Here is a 22,938-nt window from a genome sequence, read left to right as displayed (position 1 = left end):
GTAATTAAAGTTTGATATTTCTAAGTAGTGAAATGGAGTATAAATGAGCAAGAAACGTAGACAAGATGATATGGTTTTAAATAGTGATGAGATTATTATCCATGAACAAGCAATTACAGAGACGCTTGAAACTAACTATATGCCTTATGCTATGAGTGTAATTGTTTCTAGAGCAATTCCTGAGATAGATGGTTTTAAACCGTCACATAGAAAGTTGCTTTATACAATGTACAAGATGGGCTTACTTAGAGGGAATAAAACAAAATCTGCCAATATTGTTGGTCAGACTATGAAGCTTAACCCTCATGGAGATCAGACCATTTATGACACTATGGTTAGATTAACACGTGGAAACGAAGCGTTACTCCATCCTTATATTGACTCAAAAGGAAACATGGGTAAGCAGTTCTCAAAGAACATGCAGTATGCAGCACCTAGATATACAGAAGCTAAGTTGGATAAACTTGCGGAAGAGCTTTTCAAAGATATTGATAAAGATGTTGTAGACTTTGTCCCTAATTATGATGGTAGCATGGAGGAGCCAACATTGCTCCCTGTTACTTTCCCTTCAGTTTTAGTTAACGCCAATCAAGGTATAGCTGTTGGTATGGCTTCTAATATTTGCCCATTTAACTTAGCTGAAGTTTGTAGAACGACTATTGCATACATAAAAGATCCTGCAGTAGATGTTCTTGAAATTATGCCTGCACCTGATTTCCCAGGAGGCGCAGATTTAATTTATGATGAAGAGAAAATGCGTGAGATCTATGAGACAGGTAGAGGTAGTTTTAAATTAAGGGCTAAGTATAGAGTTGATAAGAAGAATAATTTAATTGAGATTTATGAAATTCCATACACTACTACAGTTGAAGCTATTATTGATGCTATTGTTGACAAGGTTAAATCTGGTGAAATCAAAGAGATAAATGACATTAGAGATGAAACTGACTTACAAGGGTTAAAGATAACTATAGATTGTAAGCGCAACACAGACTATGATTTACTCATGCAAAAACTATACAAATCAACTCCTATGGAGAGTTCATTTGCATGTAATTTTAATATTCTAATTAATGGTTATCCAAGAACTTTGGGTGTAAGAAATATAATAGCTGAGTGGTTAGTCTTTAGAAGAGTTACCGTTAAGAGAGCTAAACAAGATAGTTTAAGTGAAAAAGATTCTAAGAGACACCTTTTAAGAGGACTCGAGGCAATTTTACTAGATATTGACAAAGCTATTAGTATTATTAGAAATACTGAGAAAGAAGCAGATGTAATTCCTAATCTTTGTGCTGGTTTTGATATTGATAAATTACAGGCCGAGTATGTTGCCGAAATTAAGTTGCGTAACTTGAACAAAGAATACATTCTGAAAAGAGTTTCAGAAATTGAAAATCTGGACAAGGATATTGCTGAATTAGAGAAGATAATTAAGAGTGCTAAATTAATAGACAAAGTTATCATCAAGGAATTAGAACAAGTAATAAAGAATTATTCTCAAACTCGTAGAACAACTATTGTTGCGGAAGAGAACATAGAAGAGTATGTTGAGGAAGAATTTATTGATGATTTCAATCTTAAAGTATTCCTTACAGATCATGGATATCTTAAGAAAATGGCATTGACTTCATTGAGAAGTGCAGGTGATTTGAAGCTAAAAGACAATGACAAAATCATCCAAGTTGAACAGGGAACAAATGCAGATTTACTCTTCTGCTTCAGTACTGCCGGGAATCTTTATAGAATCGCTATGGATGACTTGGAAGATAATAAACCATCAGATTGGGGTAATTACTTACCAAGTACCTTGGATTTAGATCCAGATGAGTCAATTTTCTTCGTTGTTCTTTATGGTGGTGATAGAGAGAATTATACCGGAGAGATAATGGTTGCCTCTCAAAATGGTAGAGTTTCAAAAATTGCCTTGAGCGAATATGAGACTAAAAGCAGACGTAGGAAGATCCTAAATGCAATTAATGTTAAGAAACCACCAATAGGTGCTGTTTACTTAAAACCAGGTAAAACTGATCCTGAAAATCCATATGAACGAGAAGATCTAGAGTTAATGTTGTTTGCTGATGATCAAAACGAGTTTGCAATTATAAATGACCAAGAACAAATGCTAATTTTCTCAGCAGATGATGTAGAGTTAGTAAATTCAAGATCAAATCTGGGTACAAGGATACAGAAACTTAAGAGAAATTCTTCAAGTACCGTATTCAAACCTATTATAAATTTAGAAATTGAAGATCCAGACTATTACAGGGTTAAAACTTTCCCACAAAATGGTAGATATTTACGTGGGGAGAAAAAATTAGCCAAACAAGTTGGCATAGAAGATATGAAGTAGGATACAAATGAAGATATTAATTACGGGCTTTGATCCATTTGGTGGAGAGAAAATTAATCCATCTTGGGAAGCTATTAAAAATGCAAATATAAATATTATTGGTGTAGATGTATTTAAGCTTGAATTACCTACAGAGTTCATAAGGTCTTCTTTAGAGCTTAAAAAGATGATGGAAGAAATTCAGCCAGATGCAGTGCTTTTATTTGGTCAAGCTGGTGGAAGAAATAATATTACTATTGAAAAAATAGGAATTAATTATAGAAATAGCCTGAGTTCAGATAACACAGGTTTTGCTCCAAAAAATGAAGTTATTTCATCTGAAGGAGCAGATGGCTACTTTAGCACTTTGCCAATTGATTTATTATTGCAAAGACTTAAGGAAGCAAATATACCTAGTTCTGTATCATATTCTGCGGGAACTTTTGTTTGCAACAGTTTGTTCTATTCCTTAATGGAGTATATTAATGAATCAGACGCTGCAATTAAGGGCGGCTTCATTCATGTTCCTTATATTCTAGAGCAGGTAGTAGACAAAAATCAGCCTTCAATGAGCTTAGATATGCTAAGTTTGGCTGTAGAAACTCTTGTTAAAGCCTTGGTTGAAGACTATAGAAATAATATAGAATAAAACTAAAAATGGAAATGAGGATGACTAATGTTCAAAAAATTCATTCCAGATGCGTATTACAAAAGCTTATCTAAAGTTGATCCAAATGCCTATAAAGCAAAAGGTTATAAAATAGCAGTATTTGATTTTGACAATACCTTAGCTAGTCATGGTAGTCGTGAATCAAGTGATTATGCAAATCAGCAAATTGAAAAATGGCAAAATAGTGGATTTATTGTGGCTATTATTTCTAATGCAAAGCAAGATAGAGCTGATGATTTAGCAAAAGATTTACCTATTGATATTATTGGAAATGCAAAAAAACCAGGAATTACAGCCTTTGAAAAAGTACAGGCAATGTATAAGGTTTCTAAAGCTGAAATGCTATATTTTGGGGATCAGATATTCACAGATGTATGGGCAGCTAACAATTATGGCATAGAGGTAGTTTTGCTAGATCCATTAAATAAAGAAGAACCTTTTTATATTCAGGTTAAACGCTTTTTAGAGAAAATTGTCAAAATACTTACAAAGAAGAATGAGTATTTTGATGACATAATTGCATAAAGCTAGTAAAATATAAGTTATTGAAAAGAGGAAAAATAAATTTTAGGAGGAAGTTGAATGATTTCAGCAGGAGATTTTAAAAAAGGAACAACATTTATGTTGGATAACAGTATATGTCAAGTTATAGAGTTCCAACATGTTAAACCAGGAAAGGGCCCAGCTTTTGTTAGAGTTAAATATAGAAACTTGGATTCAGGTTCAGTTATCGAGAATACATTTAACCCAAATGCAAAATATGAACCAGTAGTTTTGGAACATCATAATTTAGATTTTATTTATGAAGATGGGGATTTCTTCTATTTTATGGATCCAGAGACTTTCGAACAAACACCATTGGATAGAGAAGTTTTTGGAGATCAAATTAAATTCTTAAAAGAAGGTATGACCTGTACTATTAAAGTGGCAGAAGGAAGAGTAATTAGTGCAGACTTACCAACATTTGTTGTATTAGAAGTAGTAGAAACAGAGCCTGGTGTTAGAGGCGATACTGCAACTAATGCAAGTAAAAACTGTACAGTAGAAACAGGTGCTGTTGTTAAGGTCCCTCTATTTGTTAATACAGGTGATAAGATTAGAGTTGATACCAGAACCGGTGAATATATGGATAGAGCTAAAGATTAATTTTAGCTGTGTTTTAGTATAAAATAATAGAAAATTAAGGAATTAAATATGCCAGAAAATATTAGGAAGGATAAGGGCGAGCGTTCGATGTCACTGGGCTTTATTGCCCAATATGCTGCTGAAGCTTCTTTAAATGTAGAGGGTGTTGCATCTTTGGAAAAAAGCACAATTGCTACGATTAAAGAAGCTTTTGGAGTATGGCACGAAGGGCAAGGAGTTGAAGTATCATTCTTGCCAAATAACTCAGAGCTCGTTGATATAAATATCTATCCTAATATTTTTTTTGGTTTTAATGTTCCGGAAGTGGCATGGCAAATCCAATCAAGCGTAAAAGCTGATGTTGAAAAATATACAGGTTTGGATGTTAATTCTGTCAATGTTTATGTGAGAGATATAATTTTAAGCGAAAATTTCAAGGATGTTTCGCAGCTTGAAAAGGAGTTTGAAAATGAATAAGTTTTGGCGTTGGATTTTAGCAGTTTTATCTGTTTTAGGTATAGTTTATACATTTTTAGCTTTTTCATTGCTGTCAAAAAATTCAGCTTTAGCACAAAAATTAATGGTATTTTTGGCTAATGAAAGAAATTTTTGGACTGGATTGACAATCTTTATTATTCTTTTAATTATTTTTGCAGCTTTCGCTTATGGTTTATTTTATGCTATTTACGGTGGTAAATTTAAAGGACGAAGAAGTACAAATAGTGACTATGGTGTAGTAGAAATTGGTTCTGTAGCGATAGAAAATATAGCTTTGAATGCTGCAAAGACAGCTCAAGCTGGAATCAAGAATGCAAAAGCAAGAGTAAGTAGTGATGATGAGAATTCTTTAAATTTAACTCTTGATGTAACACTGTATTCAGATGTTGAGATTCCTCAACAAATGAGAAAAATCCAAGAACGTGTTAAAAAAGATATTGAAAAGTATACTGGTATTGCAGTATCAGAAGTCAGAATTAATGTTAAAAAAGTAGAAGTATTAGGAACTGTTGTTGAGAGATAGTTTTCGCTAGACCTAATTTGCAAAAACGAGATTAAAGATATGAAAAATTTATTTGAACCTATTTTTAAAATACTACATGGTAGAGATGCTGGTTTGATTGGTGGTGGAGCAGGTCTAGGTTTAGGGCTGCTTTTAGTAATTTTTGGTTTATGGAAAACTTTATTCATTTTGTTCTGTGCAACTCTAGGATTTATTTTAGGTGCGAAGTTCATTAAGAACTCAGAGAATTTTAGAGAGCTTTTGGACAAAATATTCCCACCGGGACGTTTTAGATAGTAATAGATAGACGAGAATATATATCAATAACAATAAACTTATAGAGGAGTGAAAGTATGAGTCGTAAAGCTGCAAGAGAAAAAGCTATGCAGGCCTTATATCAATTAGATAGCCAAAGTAATGACCTAGATAGACAAATTGAGAATTTTATCAAGGTTAGAATTATTAATGATGCAAATACGACTACAAATGAATTGGATGCCGTACAGTCTGTTTTTGATATAGATTCAAGTAATGAAGTTGCATTAGCAAAAGCTAAACAAGCAGAAACTGATAGAGAAGATCTTGAAACAGGAATAATTGTTGAATTAAATGAATCTAATCTGAAGTTTTTTAAAGATTTGGTCTATAACGTTTGGGAAAGAAAAGATGAATTGGATGAAATATATTCAAAACATCTTAAAAAATGGACTTTAGAGAGATTGCCTAAATTAGAAAAAATCTTATTAAGAATTGGCACTTACGAAATACTCTTTAGTGATGAAGTCCCTGATTCTGTTGCCATTAATGAGGTAGTAGAGCTTTCTCACATGTATGTAGATGATAAGTCATACTCCTATATTAATGCCGTGTTAGGTAAGATAAGTGACTCTAAAAACAGTTAATTAAAATCTACAATATTTAATCGGTATCTACTAATTTAAAAATTCAAAAAATGTAAAAGGTGAAATATGCAGGAGAATATTAAAAGCATAACAGTTTCTCAATTAAACCGATATGTATTCCGTTTATTAGGAAATCAATCTGTGCTGCAAAATATCTCTATTGTTGGTGAGCTAAGTAACGTCAAAGTATATTCTTCAGGACATTGGTATTTTAATTTAAAAGATCAAAATGCCCAAGTGTCATGTGTAATGTTTAAATCTGCAGCTAGTAGCTTGAATTTTAGACCAAAAGATGGTGACGCTGTAATTTTATCTGGGAAAGTTTCCTTATATGAGAGAGATGGAAAATTTCAAGTCTATGTAAATAAGATGGACTTGGATGGAAAGGGTAATCTATATTTATTATTTGAGCAGCTAAATAAGAAATTACAAGCAGAAGGTTTATATAGCGAAGAATTCAAAAAGCCAATTCCTAAATTCCCAAAAGTTATTGGAGTAGCAACTTCTAGATCGGGAGCTGTTATTCAAGATATTATAAACGTAAGTAGAAGACGCTGGCCTCTTAGTAAGATAGTTTTAGCACCTTGTAGTGTTCAAGGTGAGAATGCAGCACCTACTATAGTTAAGTCAATAGAGAAATTAAATGAAATGGAAGAGGTTGACGTAATTATTGTTGGTAGAGGTGGCGGATCTCTAGAAGACTTGTGGGCTTTTAATGAAGAGAGTGTTGCTCGAGCTGTTTTTGCTTCGGAAAAACCAATAATATCAGCTGTTGGACATGAAAGTGATACAACCATTTGTGATTATGTAGCTGACTTAAGGGCACCTACGCCTTCTGCAGCAGCTGAAGTTGCTCTGCCAAATATTAATGAAGTTTTAGAATATATGAGAAGCAAAGAATTGCAAATGTCCAGACTTTTATCTGCAAAAGTTGATTTTTCTGAGACAAGGCTATTTAATTTAGAAGATAAACTAAAAACTAATATGGTAAGTATAATTAAACTTCTTAATCAAAAATTGAGTCATTTATCAGAAAATAGATTTTTACTTAATCCTTATGAAAATCTGGATAGAAAAAAAGAAGCTGTAGATATTAATGCCGATAAATTAGAGCAGAGAATGACCTACCTGCTTAAAAATAAGGAGCAATCCTTGGCTCGCAAAGTTGCAAGTTTAGATGCACTTAGTCCACTTAAAGTTCTAGGTAGAGGCTATTCAATGTTGACTAGAACTGGAGAAAGCAAACCATTAGTATCAGCCCAAGATATCAGAAAAAATGAAGCATTGGATGTTTTTATGCAGGATGGAAAATTAAAAGTTGAAGTCTTGGATGTAAGTATCGAGAAGGAAGGAAAGTAATATGTCAGACGAAAAATTTAATATAGATATTGATGAAATGATGAGCGGAAATCTAGATGATGTAGAAAATGAAGCTAATAATATTACTAAGAAAGAAGAAGGTATAAACTCCAACGCTGGTGTAGATAAAGAAACTGAGAGCACTGATAAACCTGATTTTGAAGAGTCATTGCGAGAACTAGATAAGATAGTAGAAGAACTTCAACGAAGTGACTTGGCTTTGGATCGTTCAATGCACCTATTTAGAAGAGGTACAGAATTAGTACAAATCTGTAAAAAACAGTTAAATGCGGCAGAACACGAAGTCAAAGAATTATTGGCAGATGGTAATGAAATTGATTATATTCCAGAAAACTAGTAAGGAATTTTAATAAAATTTATTTATAGTGTTCTATAATATATATATTTATTGAAATAACTAGGAGGCTACCTTGAGAATTGGTATTGTTGCGGATAAATATAAAGACCCGAATTTCCATATATTAGAAAAAACTGCAAAAATTCTTTCTAATTTAGGAGTAGATGTAGTGTATCCAGATCAAAGAGAGGAACATCGCTATGTCGGTACTGGTTCTGCCTTCAAACATTCTTGGGATGGTGTCGATATTGCTATTTCAATAGGTGGAGATGGAACTTTTCTTTACACATGTAGAGAAATATATGGGAAAAATATACCAATAATTGGTGTAAATAGAGGATCATTTGGTTTCCTAGCTGAGATCGACTCAGAAAACTTAGAAACTTCGTTAAAAAAATTAATTGATGGAAATTTCACGAAGAAAAGTAGGCTAATGCTTGATGTTAGAGTAATAGATTTGGATGGAAAGTTGATTTATCAAGACTACGCTTTGAATGATGCTGTGTTATACAGAGGTGATATAAGTAGGATAATTCCATGTGAGCTAAATATTAATCAACGTTATATTCAGACTATACCTAGCGATGGCATTATAGTAGCTGGACCTAGTGGATCCACGGGATATGCATTGTCTTGTGGTGGTCCAATCGTAGATCCTGAATTAGATTTAGTTCTTGTAACTCCAATCTCGCCACACACTTTACAGAATAGAACCTATGTTGTTAAAAGTACAGATTTAGTAGAAATTGCAATAAAAAGTGACTATTTGTATCAACCATATCTTAGTGTAGATGGCAGAATGGCAGTGAAAATTAATAATGAACAGAAGATACAGGTTCGCAGAGCTGAGAAACAGATGGAAATAATTTGTATTGATGATAAAGAGTTTTTCGCTGAGTTGCCAGGTAAATTAAAGGCTCGCGGAATATAGTTTATTTGTATAATTTGTTTTTTTATAGAGGTATAAATTATGAAATTAGGTAAACGCGATAGACATAAAAAGATTTTAGAAATTATTAACGATATTGAAATCTCGACACAAGATGAGTTAGTCGAACAATTAAAAGAAGCTGGACTAAACGTTACACAAGCAACTGTATCTAGAGACGTAAAAGAGTTAAATATCGTAAAAGCTAATACTGCTAATGGGAAACAAAAATTTGTTGCTATGCGTTCTGTTAGTGATCCGGGTACTGACAAATTATTGAAAATTTTCTCTGAAGCTGTTGTTTCAAGTGCACATACTGGGAATCTAGTAATTATTAGTACATTACCGGGAATGGGTCAAGCTTGTGCATCTGCGATTGATGCTATGCAATCAAATAAAATTGCAGGAACTATTGCTGGTGATGATACAGTCTTTGTAGCAGTACATGAAATCTTCAGTGTGGAAGAAATTGAAGAGCAAATCATGCAATTTGCTAAAACAGGAGAGTATTTAGGTTAATGCTGAGCACATTAGACATCAAACATTTTGCATTAATAGAATCTGCTAGTCTCGATCTTGAGCCTGGGTTTAACTGCATTACTGGTGAGACAGGTGCAGGTAAATCACTTTTGCTTGGAGCTATTGAAGCTATTACTGGTAAACAAGCAAATCGAGAATTAATAAGAAAAGGAGCTGACTTAGCAACTGTTGATGCAGTATATACTGATGTTTATGACATTTTATCCCGTGATGAAGAGATAGAATCTTATTTGGATAAAGATGAAGATCAAATTATTCTTTCAAGAGAGATTAGATCAAATGGCAAAAATTTATGTCGTATTAATGGACGCCCTGTAACACTTAGTTTACTTAAATCAGTGGGGGATAAACTTGCTGATATCCATGGCCAAAATGATAGACAATTAATCTTTGATAAGGATAAGCATCTAGAACTCTTAGATAGGTTTGGGCACCAAGAAATATATCCTGCTTTTGAGAATTACCAAAAAGCTTATAAGGCTTTACAGGAAGTTAGACGTCAAGAGAAGATTTTAGTTGCAGACCCTGAAGAGCGTAAAGCTTTGTTAGAAAGTCTGGAATACCAAATAAATGAGATTGAAGAAGTTAATCCTCAAGTAGGAGAAGATGAGGTTCTAAGAGAACAAAGAGAGCTTCTCCAAAATAAGGAGAAAATAAAAGATGCTCTTTTACAAGGTTTAATTGCTCTAGAAGGTGTTGGTGAAACTAGTGGAGCTATTACGCAAATGGAGGAGCTTAGTTCTAACCTTCAAGATCTTAGCATCTGGAATAGTGAATATGAAGGCATTTTGATAGAAACTAATGACTTGATTGATGACATTTATAATCTTAAGAACAAGCTTCAAGATGATTTAGAGTATATAGAATCTCAAGGGAATCAATTAGATGAAATAATCAGACGTTTAGATAAAATTTCCAGATTGAAGAGAAAATACAATTTTACTATAGAAGCAGTTTGGGAATTTCATGATAAAGCTGTTGATAAAAGGAAAGAACTAATTGAAGCAGCTGATAATGTAGATAAATTACAAAAGAAAAAAGAACAAGTAATAAAAATTCTATATGAAAGAGCGACAATACTAAGTGACTTGAGAAAAAAGTGGGCAGATAAATTACAAGAAGGCATAGAAAAAGAGCTTAAAGATCTTGGAATGTCTGCAGCACGTTTTAAAGTTGATTTCAAGAAGTTTTCTTTGTCTGACGCTAAATCTTATGGCTTAGAAAATGCTGAATTTATGATTGCTTCTAACAAAGGATCTGATTTTAAACCTTTGTCAAAAACAGCTTCTGGTGGTGAGGCCTCCAGGGTAATGTTAGCTATAAAAGTGATACTTGCGCAGGCGGATGAATTACAGTTACTAGTATTCGATGAAATTGACACAGGTATTAGTGGTGAAACTAGTGCAATCGTGGCAGAGAAGCTTAAACTTTTGGCAAAAAGTCATCAAATCTTATGTGTAACTCACCAAGCTCAAATTGCAGCCGTTGCTGATCAACAATTCTTCATTTATAAAGCTAGTGATGATGAAACCACAAAAACTTATATTAAGCCGCTAAACAAGGAAGAGCGTGAACATGAAATTGCTAGATTGTTGAGTGGAGATTCTGATGATGAACAATCTTTAATTTTAGCAAGAAAACTGCTATATAATGCGTAATTTAGAGAGACAATTTTTCTATGTATTTAAAATATGAAGTGGACTCCAAATATGACGGAAAAACAGCCCAATTCATTCTTAAGAATGAATTAGGGCTTTCTACTAGAATCTGTAATAAAATCAAACTTAATCAAGGATTGAAAAGGAATACTTTATTTTGTAGTAACAAAGATATGGTAGAAGCAGGAGATATACTTGAAGTTGAGTTAAAATTTCCTGATGAATTAACAGGAAATATTGAAAATCCTTATGGTATAGAAGTTGTATTTGAGGATGAATGGTATGTGATTGTAAATAAACCTGCCTTATTGCCTACTCATCCACGTTTTTATGGAGATGATGGCCTTTCTACGATATTAAGTGAATATAAGCTTTATCCAGCGAATAGATTAGATATGGGTACGTCTGGTTTGGTTATTATGGCCAAAAATCCTTATGCTCAAGATATGATAAGCAAGACCCCTATACAAAAAATATACTTAGCCATGGCACATAATTTCCTTCCTGAAAAATCTGGTGTTATAGCTGCACCTATAGGAAGAGAAGAGAATACCATAATATTTAGAAAAGTCAGTAAAGAGGGTAAGAATGCTTTAACCCACTATAGAGTCCTTGCTGAATGGGAAAAGAATAAAGTTAGTTTAATTGCATTTTTGCTTGAAACTGGAAGAACTCATCAAATTAGGGTGCATTGTCGTTACATGGGTTGCCCTTTGATTGGAGATCAGTTCTATGGTTGGGAACAAACTTACAGGTATACAAAAGAGATACGTGAAAATGGCAAACTTGGATATTATTTGAAAACTGATCATAGAGATTATCATGACCCAAGTCTTGCTAGAGATTTTGAAGCTTTGAAATTAAATAGAGAGCTTCAGAGACAGTTTTTGCATGCCTACATTTTAGATTTCAATCATCCTATTACTGGTGAAGCACTTCATCTGAAAGCAAAATTAGCTGAAGACTTAGAATCATTCCTAATTAAAGTACAAGAATGTGAAGAAGAGAATATACACTATGAAAGAATTGAGGAACTTCTCCAAATAAAAATTGAGCCAAGTGTTAGAAAAAATTAATAATTATGTAAAGCTTGTGCCAGTCGTATCTTTGTGAGAAAAGTAAATTATTTTTATCAAATTATTAGTTATTCATTTGCAATAAACACAAATTTTTAATAAAATTAATGTTAGTATTCTATACAGGTGAGAGGTAAAAAGACCTCAAGCCAATTAAGAAAGAAAGTTTAACAGTTAAGAACTTAAACAATTATAAACTGTGAGATGTACTTTGAAAATTTAATATTTGGAGGTGATTACCAATATGGATTTAATGTCTTTAATTATTGGTTTGGTAGTTGGCCTCGCAGGTGGTGTCATATCGATACTGATTTACTATAATTTAGGATTCAGCAAGAAGAAGACAGAAATTGAAGCTGAGAATGTTAAAGCAAAGAAAAGAGCGGAAACATTATTAGCAAACGCAGAGAAAAATGGCGAGAGTCGTAAAAGAGAACTGCTCCTGCAGGCAAAAGAAGAAATTCATAAAGCCAAACAAGAATTGGAACGAGATTCTAGAAGTCGTCAAAGTAGCTTAGATAAAGAGCGAAATAGGATAGAACAAAAAGAATCTGAAGTTGATAATAGAGAAAAGAAATTAAATTCTAGAGATGAGAATTTAAGCAGATTGGAAAAACAAGTTGAAGATCAATTAGCTAAAGCTAATGAGCTAGTTGAGAGTCAAAATGCTGAGTTAGAGAAGATTGCAAGCTTATCTATGGAAGAAGCTAGAGAGCAGTTACTAACAACTGCGGAACAAATCTATCGTAGAGACTTAGCAGCGAGATATGTTCAATTAGAGGCTGAGATTGATGAAAAAGCTGATCGTTACGCAGAAGAAGTAATTGTAACTTCAATGCAGAGATATGCATCTGATTTCGTTGCAGATAATACAATTTCAGTTGTGTCTTTACCTAGTGATGAGATGAAAGGTCGAATCATTGGACGTGAAGGTAGAAACATTAAGACTTTCCAAAAAATTACAGGTGTAGATGTCATAATAGACGATACTCCAGAAGCAATAACTTTATCATGTTTCAATCCATTAAGGAGAGAAGTTGCTAAAGTTGCTATGGAGAAGCTTGTTAAGGATGGAAGAGTTCATCCAACAAGCATAGAAGCAGCTGTAGAAAAAGCAGAAAATGAAGTTAATAAAACTATTAAGAGTGTTGGTGAGAAAGCCAGCCTAGCAACAGGCCTAGTAGGAATTACTCCTGAGGAGATTGAATTGTTAGGTAAACTAAACTATAGAACAAGCTTCGGACAAAATGTGTTGCAACACTCATTGGAAGTTTGTGAATTATCTGGTCTCTTAGCGGCAGAATTAGGATTAGATGTCCAATTAGCAAAGAGAGCTGGTTTATTCCATGATATAGGAAAAGCATCAGACTTTGAAATGGAAGGATCTCACGTCGAGTTAGGTGTTGAGATTGCTGAACGTAACAATGAAGATGAAGTTGTCATTAACACAATTGCTTCACACCACGGTGATACAGAGCCAACCTCTGTAATCGCAATATTGGTAGCTGCAGCAGATGCTTTATCAGCAGCTAGACCAGGAGCTAGACGTGAAAGTGTAGAGACTTACATGAAACGTGTACAAGGTCTAGAGGACATTGCTAATAGCTTCTCTGGTATTGAAAAGAGTTATGCTATTCAAGCTGGTAGAGAACTAAGAGTTATTGTCAATCCTGAGCAAATGAGCGAAGAAGAGATGAAATTAACAGCTTATGAAATCAGTAAGAGAATTGAAGAAGAATTGAATTATCCAGGTCATATTAAAGTCAATATGATACGAGAGACAAGATTCACCAGTCAAGCAAATTAAAAAAAGGCCGGATTTTCCGGCCTTTTTTTATGCTTAAGTTAAGCTTTTCTTTAGAGTCCACAACATGCGACAAATAGTATTATTTAAGTTAAAATATAGAATAAGAAATAATAAATTAGTAAGGGTATAAATATGAAAAAAGTAACTAGTGAAGATCAATTGAGAGAATTTAAACCAGATATATCTTGGAAAAGATCTTTTGGATTTTTATTATTAACAGTAATACTAGTAGTCTTAGATCAAATAAGTAAGTTATGGGCAGCTAATAACGAGGTCTTACAAAATGGTGGTAAGATTGAAGTTATTCCAGGGTTTTTCCAATTTATTCATACATTAAACTCTGGAGCAGCATTTAGCTTTTTGAATAATCAAGAATGGGGAATATATTTCCTGACAGGGGTCTCAGTTGTAACTACTATTATATTTTTGACTTTACTGTTCAAATATAGTGCTTGGCCAGCAATTTTCCCAGTTGCAATTAGTGTACTGCTTGCAGGCACAGTTGGAAACTTAATTGATAGAGTAAGATTGGGAGCAGTCATAGACTTTCTGGATTTCCACTATAATGGTTGGCACTTCCCAACGTTTAACATAGCAGATGCTTGTATTACTGTTTCGGCAGTGGTTTTATTCTTCTATGTTATGTTTAAATACGATAAAGATTTAGAAAAATATAATTTGGAAATTCAAAATAATGTGAGAACTAGTAGTGAGGATAGCATTACTTTACAATAATGAAAGAAATAATACAGTTAGAAAAAAGTAATAAGAGATTAGATAAAGCCTTATCTGATTTACTTCCTGATATCTCTAGGAGTGAAATTTCACAGCTGATAAAAGACGGTAAGGTGGTTTCACATCTAGGTGTAATGAAACCTAGTTTCAAGGTTGTTGAAGACTTGGAAATAGAAATTGACTTTTCTAGCTTAATTGATAAAGACAATTTACTTGAAAACCCTCAAGCTGAAGATTTACCTCTGAATATTATTTATGAAGACAAAGAGATAATTGTAATAGATAAAGATGCAGGTATTACTGTACATCCTGGGGTTGGAAATGAGTCTGGAACATTGGTAAATGCGCTCCTATATCATTGTGGTGATAATCTGGCTATGGCAAATGGAAAAGCTAGAGCGGGTATAGTACATAGGCTTGATAAGGATACTTCAGGAATACTTGTGGTAGCAAAAACAGATGAAGCATTAATTGATTTGCAGAAGCAATTTAAAAATAGAGAAGTTACTAAGATTTATGAAGCCATAGTTCATGGTACATTTAAAGATAACAAGGGATTTATAAATGCACCTATAGCTAGAAATCCCAAAAAACGTCAAGAGATGTCAGTCCAAGAAAATGGCAAAGTTGCTAATACTGAATTCGAGATTATCGGCGAAAGTAATAATACGTCATATCTGAGAATTAATCTTTTAACAGGCAGAACACATCAAATTAGAGTGCATATGAAGTATATAAATCACCCAATATTAGGAGATCCAATATACGGATTTAGACAAGATAAATTAGCAAATGAATTATGCTTGCATGCTAAAAGTATTAAATTTAGACATCCACTCAGCAATGAAGAGATGTATTTTGAGACTGAATTACCAGCAGGATTTTCTTCAGTTCTGCAAAAACTAAATTATAATTTGCATTGTTAAAATATACTTTTATTCATGAAGTTAAGATAAAAGGAGGAGTAGATAATTTGAAAATCTTAAAAAAATTAAAAAGATTAGCTTTAATAAAATTGAATAAATTTACTTCTCGCTCAAATAATATTGAGATGGATGCTAAAGTTTCAAGTAAATCAAAGTTGAGAAGTAACAAACTATCACTTGCTCTAGGAACTATTTCAACTTTATTACTTGTTGTTTTTATTTTTATTTTGGCAAATAAGAACTTACAAGCACAGATTAAAATTAAAGAAGAACCGTTAAATAGGTTGAAAGAGCTTCAAAGAGAAATTAATGCTAAAGAAGAACAGAAAAAAAGATTAGAGCAAGAGAACTTAGAATTAAATAAAGAGTTTGAAGAAGCTAGAAATATGATGATTCAGAATATGAAAACTGAATCTACTGAATTGAAAAGTATAATCAGTGATTATGATTTTGTATTACATTTTGCAGGTATGAAAAGCTTTGAAGGTCAAGGAATAAGAGTGACACTAGCTGATAAAGAAGGTATTGCCTATGATTCGACAACTGATTCAAGTGAAATTGTCCATGACGGTGATCTGAGAATTATTGTTGAGTTCTTTAAATCAAATTATTTTGATGCTATAGCAGTAAATGGTGAAAGGATATCTCCAATGAGTCCACTACTCTGTACCGGACCATCAGTCCTTGTAAATAGAGTTTATCATTCTTCACCTTTTGTTATAGAAGGTGGTTTAGAAGGAATAGATAATATAGAAGATTTTTTCAAGCAACTTCAAGATCAACAATTTATTAAAGCAATGAAAGATAGGGGACTTAAGCTAAAAATTGAAATCGTTAAGGATATGCAGCTTAATCCTATGCAAGATGATATATACATAAATTCACAAGTTGATAGACTTGGAGGGTATAAGAATGAAAACAAATAATAAGATAGTAGCTAATATATTATTAATTGTAATAAGTGTAATTCTAGGTGTTTTAATAGCTTGGCAAATGAAGAATATAAATTCCTTAGAGGGAAGTACTTTATTTGGAAATACAAATCAGGCAGATTTACAGGAGAAAATTCAACAGCTGAATATAGTTAATGCTGAACTTGCACAACGTAATGCTGAATATAAGGAAAGTTTACAGAAATTCATAGAGCTTGGTGATGATGAAAATGCTCAACTTAAGTATTATCAAGAACAACTAATAAGAACAAAAACATATGCTGGTTTAACAGATGTTAAAGGTCCAGGAGCTATTATTACTTTAGACTCTAGCGCTAAAGATGCAAAAGTTAGTGTTTCATCCTTACTAGTTATAGTAAATTCTCTAAAAGCTAATGGTGCTTACGCTATTTCTATTAATGGTGAAAGGGTTGTGGCTTTGACCGAAATCAGTGAAACAGGAAGTGGCGAGAACACTAAAGTTGTAATGAATGGTACAAATATCACCAGTCCAACAGGCTATGAAATTTCTATTATTGGTGAAGTTAAAAAATTACAAGATTACTATAGATTCTCTAGCCAAATATGGAATCACTTACAAAGTCAAGGTGTTGTAGTCAATATGGAATACCCACAGGAGGTTAAGATTCCAGCACTATCTGAAAATAGTCCTGCCTATAGACAAAATTTATTAGAAGTTATACCAGATGAGTCCACAAATAATACTGAAGTGGAAAATAAATAGCTTTATGCTTATTTAAGAATTTAAAAATATGATATGTAATATTCGATATTAACTTAGAAGGAGATTTACATTTGGAAAAAATAATACATATTGATGAACAAAGTATAATTCAGAATATTATTGGCGTTAATAATAAAAATGCTAAGACAATAGAAAATTATTTGAATGTGATTATAGAACCCAATTTACTAGGAATAAAAATAATTGCTGAAACTGAAGAAGAACTAGATTTAGCAGATAAAATAGTGAGTAAAATGTTGCACATATCAAAAAGTAAAGGTGAAGTAGACGATCAGTTAGTCAATTATTTATCAGGAGTGAGCGCAGATAAGAAGAAAAACATCGCTGTATATAACCCGGACTGGATAGGACTTAATGCCAAAGGGAAAGCTGTTGTTTCAAAAACTTTGGGACAGAGTAAATATATAGAAGCAATACGCAACAATACTGTTACGTTCGCTATAGGACCAGCTGGTACAGGAAAAACTTATTTAGCTGTGGCGATGGCAGTTCAGGCTTTTAAGAATGAAGAAGTTGATAGAATTATTTTAACTAGACCGGCTGTTGAAGCAGGCGAAAATTTGGGATTCTTACCAGGTGACTTGCAGACTAAAGTTGATCCATATATGAGACCTTTGTATGACTCTTTAGCTGACTTAATGGGTTATGAGACGTATACACTTAATATGGAAAGAGGTTTGATAGAGGTTTCTCCGCTAGCATATATGCGTGGTAGGACTCTTGATAACGCTTATATAATTTTAGATGAAGCACAAAATACAACACCAGAACAGATGAAAATGTTTTTGACTAGATTGGGCTATGATTCTAAAATTGTAGTAACTGGTGACACTACACAAATTGACTTACCTAAAAACCAACGTTCAGGTCTAATACATGCCCAAAGAGTTTTGAAAAATGTAAAAGGTATGGCATTTGTTGAGTTAGATGACAGCGATGTAATGCGTAATCCTATAGTTCAAAGTATAATTAAAGCTTATGATAAGTATGATAAAAACTTCGAGCAAAATAGACAAAAGAAAAAAGATGATACTAAGGAAAAATAGTTAATTAAATTTTTAACTTTAGTTAGTCTAATTTTGAGTGCATAAGTTTATTAAATTAGATTTATAATGTTAAAGGATAGAACAGAAGGGAGAGAATAAGTGAAAGGAAAGATTAATTTAAGTAGATTTATAATATTTTTATTAACTGTACTTATATCTTTTGCAGTTCTATTTGTTCTATATTCAGCTACTATTCCAAAAAAATATGACTTAGCCGTAGGAGATAAAGCTCCAGAAAATATAGTATCATCCAGAGCAATTGTTAACAAAGAAGCTACCCATCAGAGAGCATTAGAACAAGCGCAACAGGTTCCTGATGTTTTCGTAAGATCAGAAACTTTGTCAGATGAGAGTATGCGTAAGTTGAATGTATTTTTTGATTCTATAGATAAATACAGATCGCAACTTTATATTGAAAAAGTTGAAAATCCTGAAGTAACTGAAACTACTAATAAAGATAATAATGCAAATAATTCAAACAACAATACAGAAGCTAGTACTGCTGTTGAAAACGAATATAAGGGTAGAGTACCTAACGATGAAGAAATTAGTGCTGCTACACAAAATATTATTGAAGAACTACAGAATGAAAAAGATTTACAAGTTGAAGAATCAATTATTGATACTTTTATTAGAACAAGTCCTTCAATATATACAGCTGTGAAAAAGAATGCTCTTAATATTGCAGAAACTATAATGTTGGGTGATCATGATAGTACTAGCCTTTTGGTTAGCATAACTAGTAGAGTTAATTCATTAATTGAGAATAATGCTTATTATAAAAATGAATATAATCAAATAGCTTTGTTGCTAAAATCATTACTCAAGCCTAACATGATATTTGATGAAGCGGCAACTAAAGCTGCTAAAGAATCTACATACAATAGAATTTATAATGATCCTGTTTTGATCCCTGCTGGTAATACTATAGTAAACAAAGGTGAAACAATAACCGCTGAAAAATTCCAGATGTTAGATGAATTAGCATTGATAGAGAAAAACAGTATAGATTGGGGTACTTTAAGTTCATTGGTATTACTATATTCATTAGTTATATTCTTGATGTGGATATATTTTAGATACCAAGATAATAAGAAGCTTAGAACATATAATGATTGGGCAGTATTGTCAGCAATTCTTTTGACAACATTCTTTGCATCTACATATTTAACTAGTATATCTCCACTAATTTTGCCAGTTTATTTCGTTGCAATATTAGTTGCATCTTACTTTGGTTTGAGAACAGCTTTAGTACTAAGTTTGTCTATAGTAATATTGCTATTACCAGTGACTCAGATGAATCTCCAGTATTTATTTGTAGCTGTTTTAGGTACAACTACTTCAGCTTTAATTGCTTCAGCTTCAAGTTCGAGACAGAATAATACCTTGACCATTATTGGAGCCACTGCTACTAATTTTGTTGCTTCTATTTTGTATTCTTCACTGGTTCAGCAAAGTACATACATAATGCTACAAAGTGCTATTATGGCAGCTTTAGCAGGTTTTCTTTCTGCTGTCTTAGCGATTGGTGTAGCACCTATAGTTGAACTATTCTTAAGTACAGTTGCACCTACAAGATTAATAGATTTAGCAAATGCTAACCATCCACTCTTAAAACGTCTTTTCCTAGAGGCGCCTGCTACATATCAACATAGTATGATGGTTGCTAATCTAGCAGAAGCGGCGGCAGAACGAATAGGCATTGATACATTATTAGCTAGAGTTGGAGCCTATTACCATGATGTAGGTAAATTATGGAACCCACAAATGTATACAGAAAATCAAGGTAGTTTTAATCCTCACTCTCTTTTGAAAACAAAGGAAAGTACCAGAATTATTTTTAAACACGTTAAATTTGGACAAAATATAGCGAGAGAATATGGCTTACCTGAATCTGTAGTAGAGTTTATTCAACAACACCATGGTACAACTATTTTACAGTTTTTCTATACTCAAGCTTGTGATGAGGCGGAAGAGATGGGAATTCCTTTGCCAGCAACTAATGAATTTAGATACCCTGGTCCAAGTCCAGTGAGCAAAGAAATTGCTGTAGTTATGCTTGCTGATACTGTAGAAGCGGCTATGAAGTCCACCGGTTTAACTGATATTGATGAAGTAGAAAAATTAATAAGAAAATTAGTTAGAGGAAAGGTTGATCAAGATCAATTAGTTAATTCTGGTCTTTCTTTCAAAGATGTAGAAGAGATTATGAATGCCTTTATCCATGTATATGAAGGTTTATTGCACGAAAGGGTTAAATATCCAGATGATAATAGAATTAAACAAGCAAATAGATAATTATGATATTGATTTCATTTTTCCGTATATTGAAAAAGCTTTAACATATGCTCAAAAAAAGGTTATAGCAGAAAACTATAATAAATTAGAATTAGAAAATATCTTACCTGAAAATATAACAGTTGAAGATTTTGATTTTTATCTAAATGTTAGTTTCGTAGATGAGGAGACTATAAGGACTCTAAATAGAGAAAATAGGAATATAGATAGTGTTACAGATGTTTTATCATTTCCTACACTTGATATGGAACTGGGTAAATTTTCAGATTTGGCAGAGTATGATTTTACCCCAACTTTCGATTATGAGGAAACTGATTTCGATGAGGAATTAGATGAACCAAGCCAAGATAAAGATTATATTTTAAATCTTGGTGATGTAATTATTTGTGTTGAAAGAGCCATTGAACAAGCTGAAGAATATGGACATTCTCTTACTAGAGAAATGACCTTCTTAGCTCTGCATGGTTTGTTGCACGTTATGGGCTATGATCATGAAGAATCTAGAAGTACCGAAGAATTAATGTTCAGGCTTCAGGATGAAATCTTAAATGAAGTGAATATTACTAGAGACATACGAGATGAGAAAAAGATTGAATTACAAAGTAATTGCTCTCCTTCAAATGAATTAATTTCTGAGTTAGAGTCACATGTTAATGAAGTAGAAACAGAAGAAGCTTTTAACCCAAATTTTAAAACTGGATATATAGCAATTTTAGGTAGACCCAATGCGGGTAAATCAACTTTGCTGAATAATCTCTCTGGAAATGTTTTGGCCATTACTTCACCAAAGGCGAAAACTACAAGACACAATATCAAGACTGTTTTGGATGATGGTGAGAGTCAGATGATTTTCATTGATACTCCAGGTATTCAGAGAGCAAATAATAAACTTGAGCGTTATATGGCAAGTTCTGCTTGGGGAGCTCTAGAGATTGCTGATGTAGTACTTCTACTTGTAGATCCTCGAAGAGGCGGTATCACAGAGGTTGAGCAAACAGCTTGTAAGAAAGCTGAAGAATTAGGCTTGCCATTGATATTAGTTTTAAGTAAGACAGACATAGCTAACAAAGAGAAAATGCTTCCTCTAATCAAAGAGTACACAGACAGATTTAACTTCGTGGATGTAGTTCCTATATCGTCAAATAAAAATGATAATATTGATGTACTATTGGAAGTTATAAAAGAGCATTTACCAGTACAAGATAGAATATATACAGAAGATGCATATACTGATCAATCTGAAAAAGCTTTGGCAGCTGAATATATACGTGAAGAGATTTTGCATTTGCTTTATCAAGAAGTTCCTCATGATGTCGCTGTAAATATTGATAAATTTACCGAGAAAAATAATTACGAAGGAGAGAGAAGCCTGGTAATAGTAGAAGCTACAATCCTTGTAAATAAAGCAAGTCAAAAAGGTGTTATTTTGGGTAAATCTGGTCGTATGCTTAAGAGAATCGGTAGCAATGTTAGGAAAAAACTTGAAGATCTTTATGAAGCTAAAGTCTATCTTGAATTATTCGTTCGAGTCCAGAAAAATTGGAAGAATGCAGACAATGTTCTAAGAGATCTTGGATATACTGAAGGTGGAAATGGACCAGCTGAAGTAGACATTATTCAGTAGGTCTAATAAAAGGAATTTATTTTATATTGAATAGATCTAAGTAAGAGTTAAGTTAGAAGGGATTATATTATTTATGGCTAATGTCAAAGTTAAAGGTATTATAATCAAAATGACTAATTTCCAAGACTATGATAAATATATCAGTATTTTAACTCAAGATTTGGGTCTGATTTCAGTGTACTGCAAAGGTATTAGACGTCCCAAAAATAGACTTAATAGTTTCTGTCAGCTGTTTAGTTTTAATGAATTTGAGCTTTTTTACAATAAAGAACGCTATAGTTTAGATGATGCAGCAAGCATACAGACCTTCAAATCCATTCAAAAAGATATTTATCTATTAACAGCGAGTTCTGAAATTGCGGAGATAATGCTCGATAACTTACCTCAAGGGGATAGGTTTATAGATAATTTTAATTTTTACGAGTTTATGTTACGTTGCCTTTATGAGTTTGATAAGAATACAAAGGATCCAAGACTAATCAGTAATGTAGCTGAATTTAAGTTATGCTGTGAGTTAGGATATAAGCCAATGCTGGATAAATGCTTCTACTGTGAAGACCATTTGGGCAAGGATGATGATAAAGTTTTTATTGATATTGAGAATGCAAGACTATATTGTGAACGTCATGCACGTGATATAACAACAAACAAAATAAGCAATTCCTGTTACAGAATAAGCCCTGCACTTTTGGCAGCACTTAGATATATGGTAAATGCAGAAAGTAATAAAGTTTTTTCCTTTAATATTGGAGAGAAAGTATTACAAGAATTAAGTATTTTTACTAAGCATTATTTATCAGAACACTTTACCAAAAATTACGATAAATTAGCAAAATTAGATATGTTTTTCTAGAAGCTA

23 protein-coding genes are annotated in these 22,938 nt (G+C 32.8%); all 23 read left to right on the top strand.

Features of this window, described 5'->3' with window-relative positions; translation table 11 throughout:
- Window positions 1-43: 43 nt before the first annotated feature.
- The gene (locus C5Q98_RS03580; RefSeq protein ID WP_242967400.1) at window positions 44-2,350 is read left to right on the top strand and encodes a DNA gyrase/topoisomerase IV subunit A; all 2,307 of its coding nucleotides are present in this window, start codon (window positions 44-46) and stop codon (window positions 2,348-2,350) included.
- Between the two features lie 7 nt (window positions 2,351-2,357).
- Window positions 2,358-2,978, top strand: a complete 621-nt coding sequence (locus C5Q98_RS03575; protein ID WP_106012345.1) for a pyroglutamyl-peptidase I — start codon at window positions 2,358-2,360, stop codon at window positions 2,976-2,978.
- Between the two features lie 27 nt (window positions 2,979-3,005).
- The gene (locus tag C5Q98_RS03570; RefSeq protein ID WP_106012344.1) at window positions 3,006-3,524 is read left to right on the top strand and encodes a YqeG family HAD IIIA-type phosphatase; all 519 of its coding nucleotides are present in this window, start codon (window positions 3,006-3,008) and stop codon (window positions 3,522-3,524) included.
- 57 nt (window positions 3,525-3,581) lie between these two features.
- The gene (gene efp, locus C5Q98_RS03565; protein ID WP_106012343.1) at window positions 3,582-4,145 is read left to right on the top strand and encodes an elongation factor P; all 564 of its coding nucleotides are present in this window, start codon (window positions 3,582-3,584) and stop codon (window positions 4,143-4,145) included.
- Between the two features lie 48 nt (window positions 4,146-4,193).
- Window positions 4,194-4,601 carry an Asp23/Gls24 family envelope stress response protein gene (locus C5Q98_RS03560; protein ID WP_106012342.1) on the top strand — a complete coding sequence of 136 codons (408 nt, stop codon included), beginning with the start codon at window positions 4,194-4,196 and terminating at the stop codon, window positions 4,599-4,601.
- Entirely contained in the window at window positions 4,594-5,145 is a 552-nt protein-coding gene (gene amaP, locus C5Q98_RS03555; protein WP_158695699.1) for an alkaline shock response membrane anchor protein AmaP, read from the top strand. Before C5Q98_RS03560 ends, amaP begins: the two co-directional genes overlap by 8 nt.
- 39 nt (window positions 5,146-5,184) lie before the next feature.
- The gene (locus tag C5Q98_RS03550; RefSeq protein WP_106012340.1) at window positions 5,185-5,421 is read left to right on the top strand and encodes a DUF2273 domain-containing protein; all 237 of its coding nucleotides are present in this window, start codon (window positions 5,185-5,187) and stop codon (window positions 5,419-5,421) included.
- Window positions 5,422-5,477: 56 nt separating this feature from the next.
- Complete coding sequence (nusB, locus tag C5Q98_RS03545) at window positions 5,478-6,026, top strand: transcription antitermination factor NusB (protein WP_106012339.1); 549 nt, start codon at window positions 5,478-5,480, stop codon at window positions 6,024-6,026.
- Between the two features lie 66 nt (window positions 6,027-6,092).
- Window positions 6,093-7,385 carry an exodeoxyribonuclease VII large subunit gene (gene xseA, locus C5Q98_RS03540; RefSeq protein WP_106012338.1) on the top strand — a complete coding sequence of 431 codons (1,293 nt, stop codon included), beginning with the start codon at window positions 6,093-6,095 and terminating at the stop codon, window positions 7,383-7,385.
- A gap of 1 nt (window position 7,386) precedes the next feature.
- Complete coding sequence (gene xseB, locus C5Q98_RS03535) at window positions 7,387-7,743, top strand: exodeoxyribonuclease VII small subunit (protein WP_205728440.1); 357 nt, start codon at window positions 7,387-7,389, stop codon at window positions 7,741-7,743.
- A gap of 73 nt (window positions 7,744-7,816) precedes the next feature.
- On the top strand, window positions 7,817-8,674 hold the full coding sequence (locus tag C5Q98_RS03530; protein WP_106012337.1) for an NAD(+)/NADH kinase: 858 nt from the start codon (window positions 7,817-7,819) through the stop codon (window positions 8,672-8,674).
- Between the two features lie 39 nt (window positions 8,675-8,713).
- The gene (gene argR / locus C5Q98_RS03525) at window positions 8,714-9,190 is read left to right on the top strand and encodes an arginine repressor (protein WP_106012336.1); all 477 of its coding nucleotides are present in this window, start codon (window positions 8,714-8,716) and stop codon (window positions 9,188-9,190) included.
- Window positions 9,190-10,869: a DNA repair protein RecN gene (gene recN, locus C5Q98_RS03520; RefSeq protein WP_106012335.1), complete on the top strand. Its 1,680-nt coding sequence runs from the start codon at window positions 9,190-9,192 to the stop codon at window positions 10,867-10,869. The genes argR and recN overlap by 1 nt, the downstream gene beginning before the upstream one ends.
- Before the next feature lie 20 nt (window positions 10,870-10,889).
- Window positions 10,890-11,945 (top strand): RluA family pseudouridine synthase, encoded by a 1,056-nt coding sequence (locus C5Q98_RS03515; protein WP_106012334.1) that lies wholly within the window; start codon window positions 10,890-10,892, stop codon window positions 11,943-11,945.
- A 244-nt stretch (window positions 11,946-12,189) separates the two neighbouring features.
- Complete coding sequence (gene rny, locus C5Q98_RS03510; protein ID WP_106012333.1) at window positions 12,190-13,752, top strand: ribonuclease Y; 1,563 nt, start codon at window positions 12,190-12,192, stop codon at window positions 13,750-13,752.
- Between the two features lie 132 nt (window positions 13,753-13,884).
- Entirely contained in the window at window positions 13,885-14,487 is a 603-nt protein-coding gene (lspA, locus tag C5Q98_RS03505; RefSeq protein WP_106012332.1) for a signal peptidase II, read from the top strand.
- Window positions 14,487-15,413, top strand: a complete 927-nt coding sequence (locus C5Q98_RS03500) for an RluA family pseudouridine synthase (RefSeq protein ID WP_106012331.1) — start codon at window positions 14,487-14,489, stop codon at window positions 15,411-15,413. The genes lspA and C5Q98_RS03500 overlap by 1 nt, the downstream gene beginning before the upstream one ends.
- Before the next feature lie 47 nt (window positions 15,414-15,460).
- A complete protein-coding gene (locus tag C5Q98_RS03495) occupies window positions 15,461-16,339 on the top strand; it encodes a DUF881 domain-containing protein (RefSeq protein ID WP_106012330.1) in 879 nt (292 codons plus the stop codon).
- On the top strand, window positions 16,326-17,090 hold the full coding sequence (locus C5Q98_RS03490; RefSeq protein ID WP_106012329.1) for a DUF881 domain-containing protein: 765 nt from the start codon (window positions 16,326-16,328) through the stop codon (window positions 17,088-17,090). The genes C5Q98_RS03495 and C5Q98_RS03490 overlap by 14 nt, the downstream gene beginning before the upstream one ends.
- 71 nt (window positions 17,091-17,161) lie before the next feature.
- On the top strand, window positions 17,162-18,157 hold the full coding sequence (locus C5Q98_RS03485) for a PhoH family protein (RefSeq protein WP_106012328.1): 996 nt from the start codon (window positions 17,162-17,164) through the stop codon (window positions 18,155-18,157).
- A 99-nt stretch (window positions 18,158-18,256) separates the two neighbouring features.
- Window positions 18,257-20,455 carry an HD family phosphohydrolase gene (locus C5Q98_RS03480; protein ID WP_106012327.1) on the top strand — a complete coding sequence of 733 codons (2,199 nt, stop codon included), beginning with the start codon at window positions 18,257-18,259 and terminating at the stop codon, window positions 20,453-20,455.
- A complete protein-coding gene (gene era, locus C5Q98_RS03475; RefSeq protein WP_158695698.1) occupies window positions 20,424-22,079 on the top strand; it encodes a GTPase Era in 1,656 nt (551 codons plus the stop codon). Before C5Q98_RS03480 ends, era begins: the two co-directional genes overlap by 32 nt.
- A gap of 73 nt (window positions 22,080-22,152) precedes the next feature.
- A complete protein-coding gene (recO, locus tag C5Q98_RS03470; RefSeq protein ID WP_106012325.1) occupies window positions 22,153-22,932 on the top strand; it encodes a DNA repair protein RecO in 780 nt (259 codons plus the stop codon).
- The last annotated feature ends 6 nt before the right edge of the window (window positions 22,933-22,938 follow it).

Origin of the sequence: Fastidiosipila sanguinis, assembly GCF_002998295.1 — a bacterium.
Taxonomy (GTDB): domain Bacteria; phylum Bacillota; class Clostridia; order Saccharofermentanales; family Fastidiosipilaceae; genus Fastidiosipila; species Fastidiosipila sanguinis.
The sequence above is the reverse complement of the archived record's forward strand: the minus strand, read 5'-3'. Positions and strand labels throughout refer to the sequence as shown.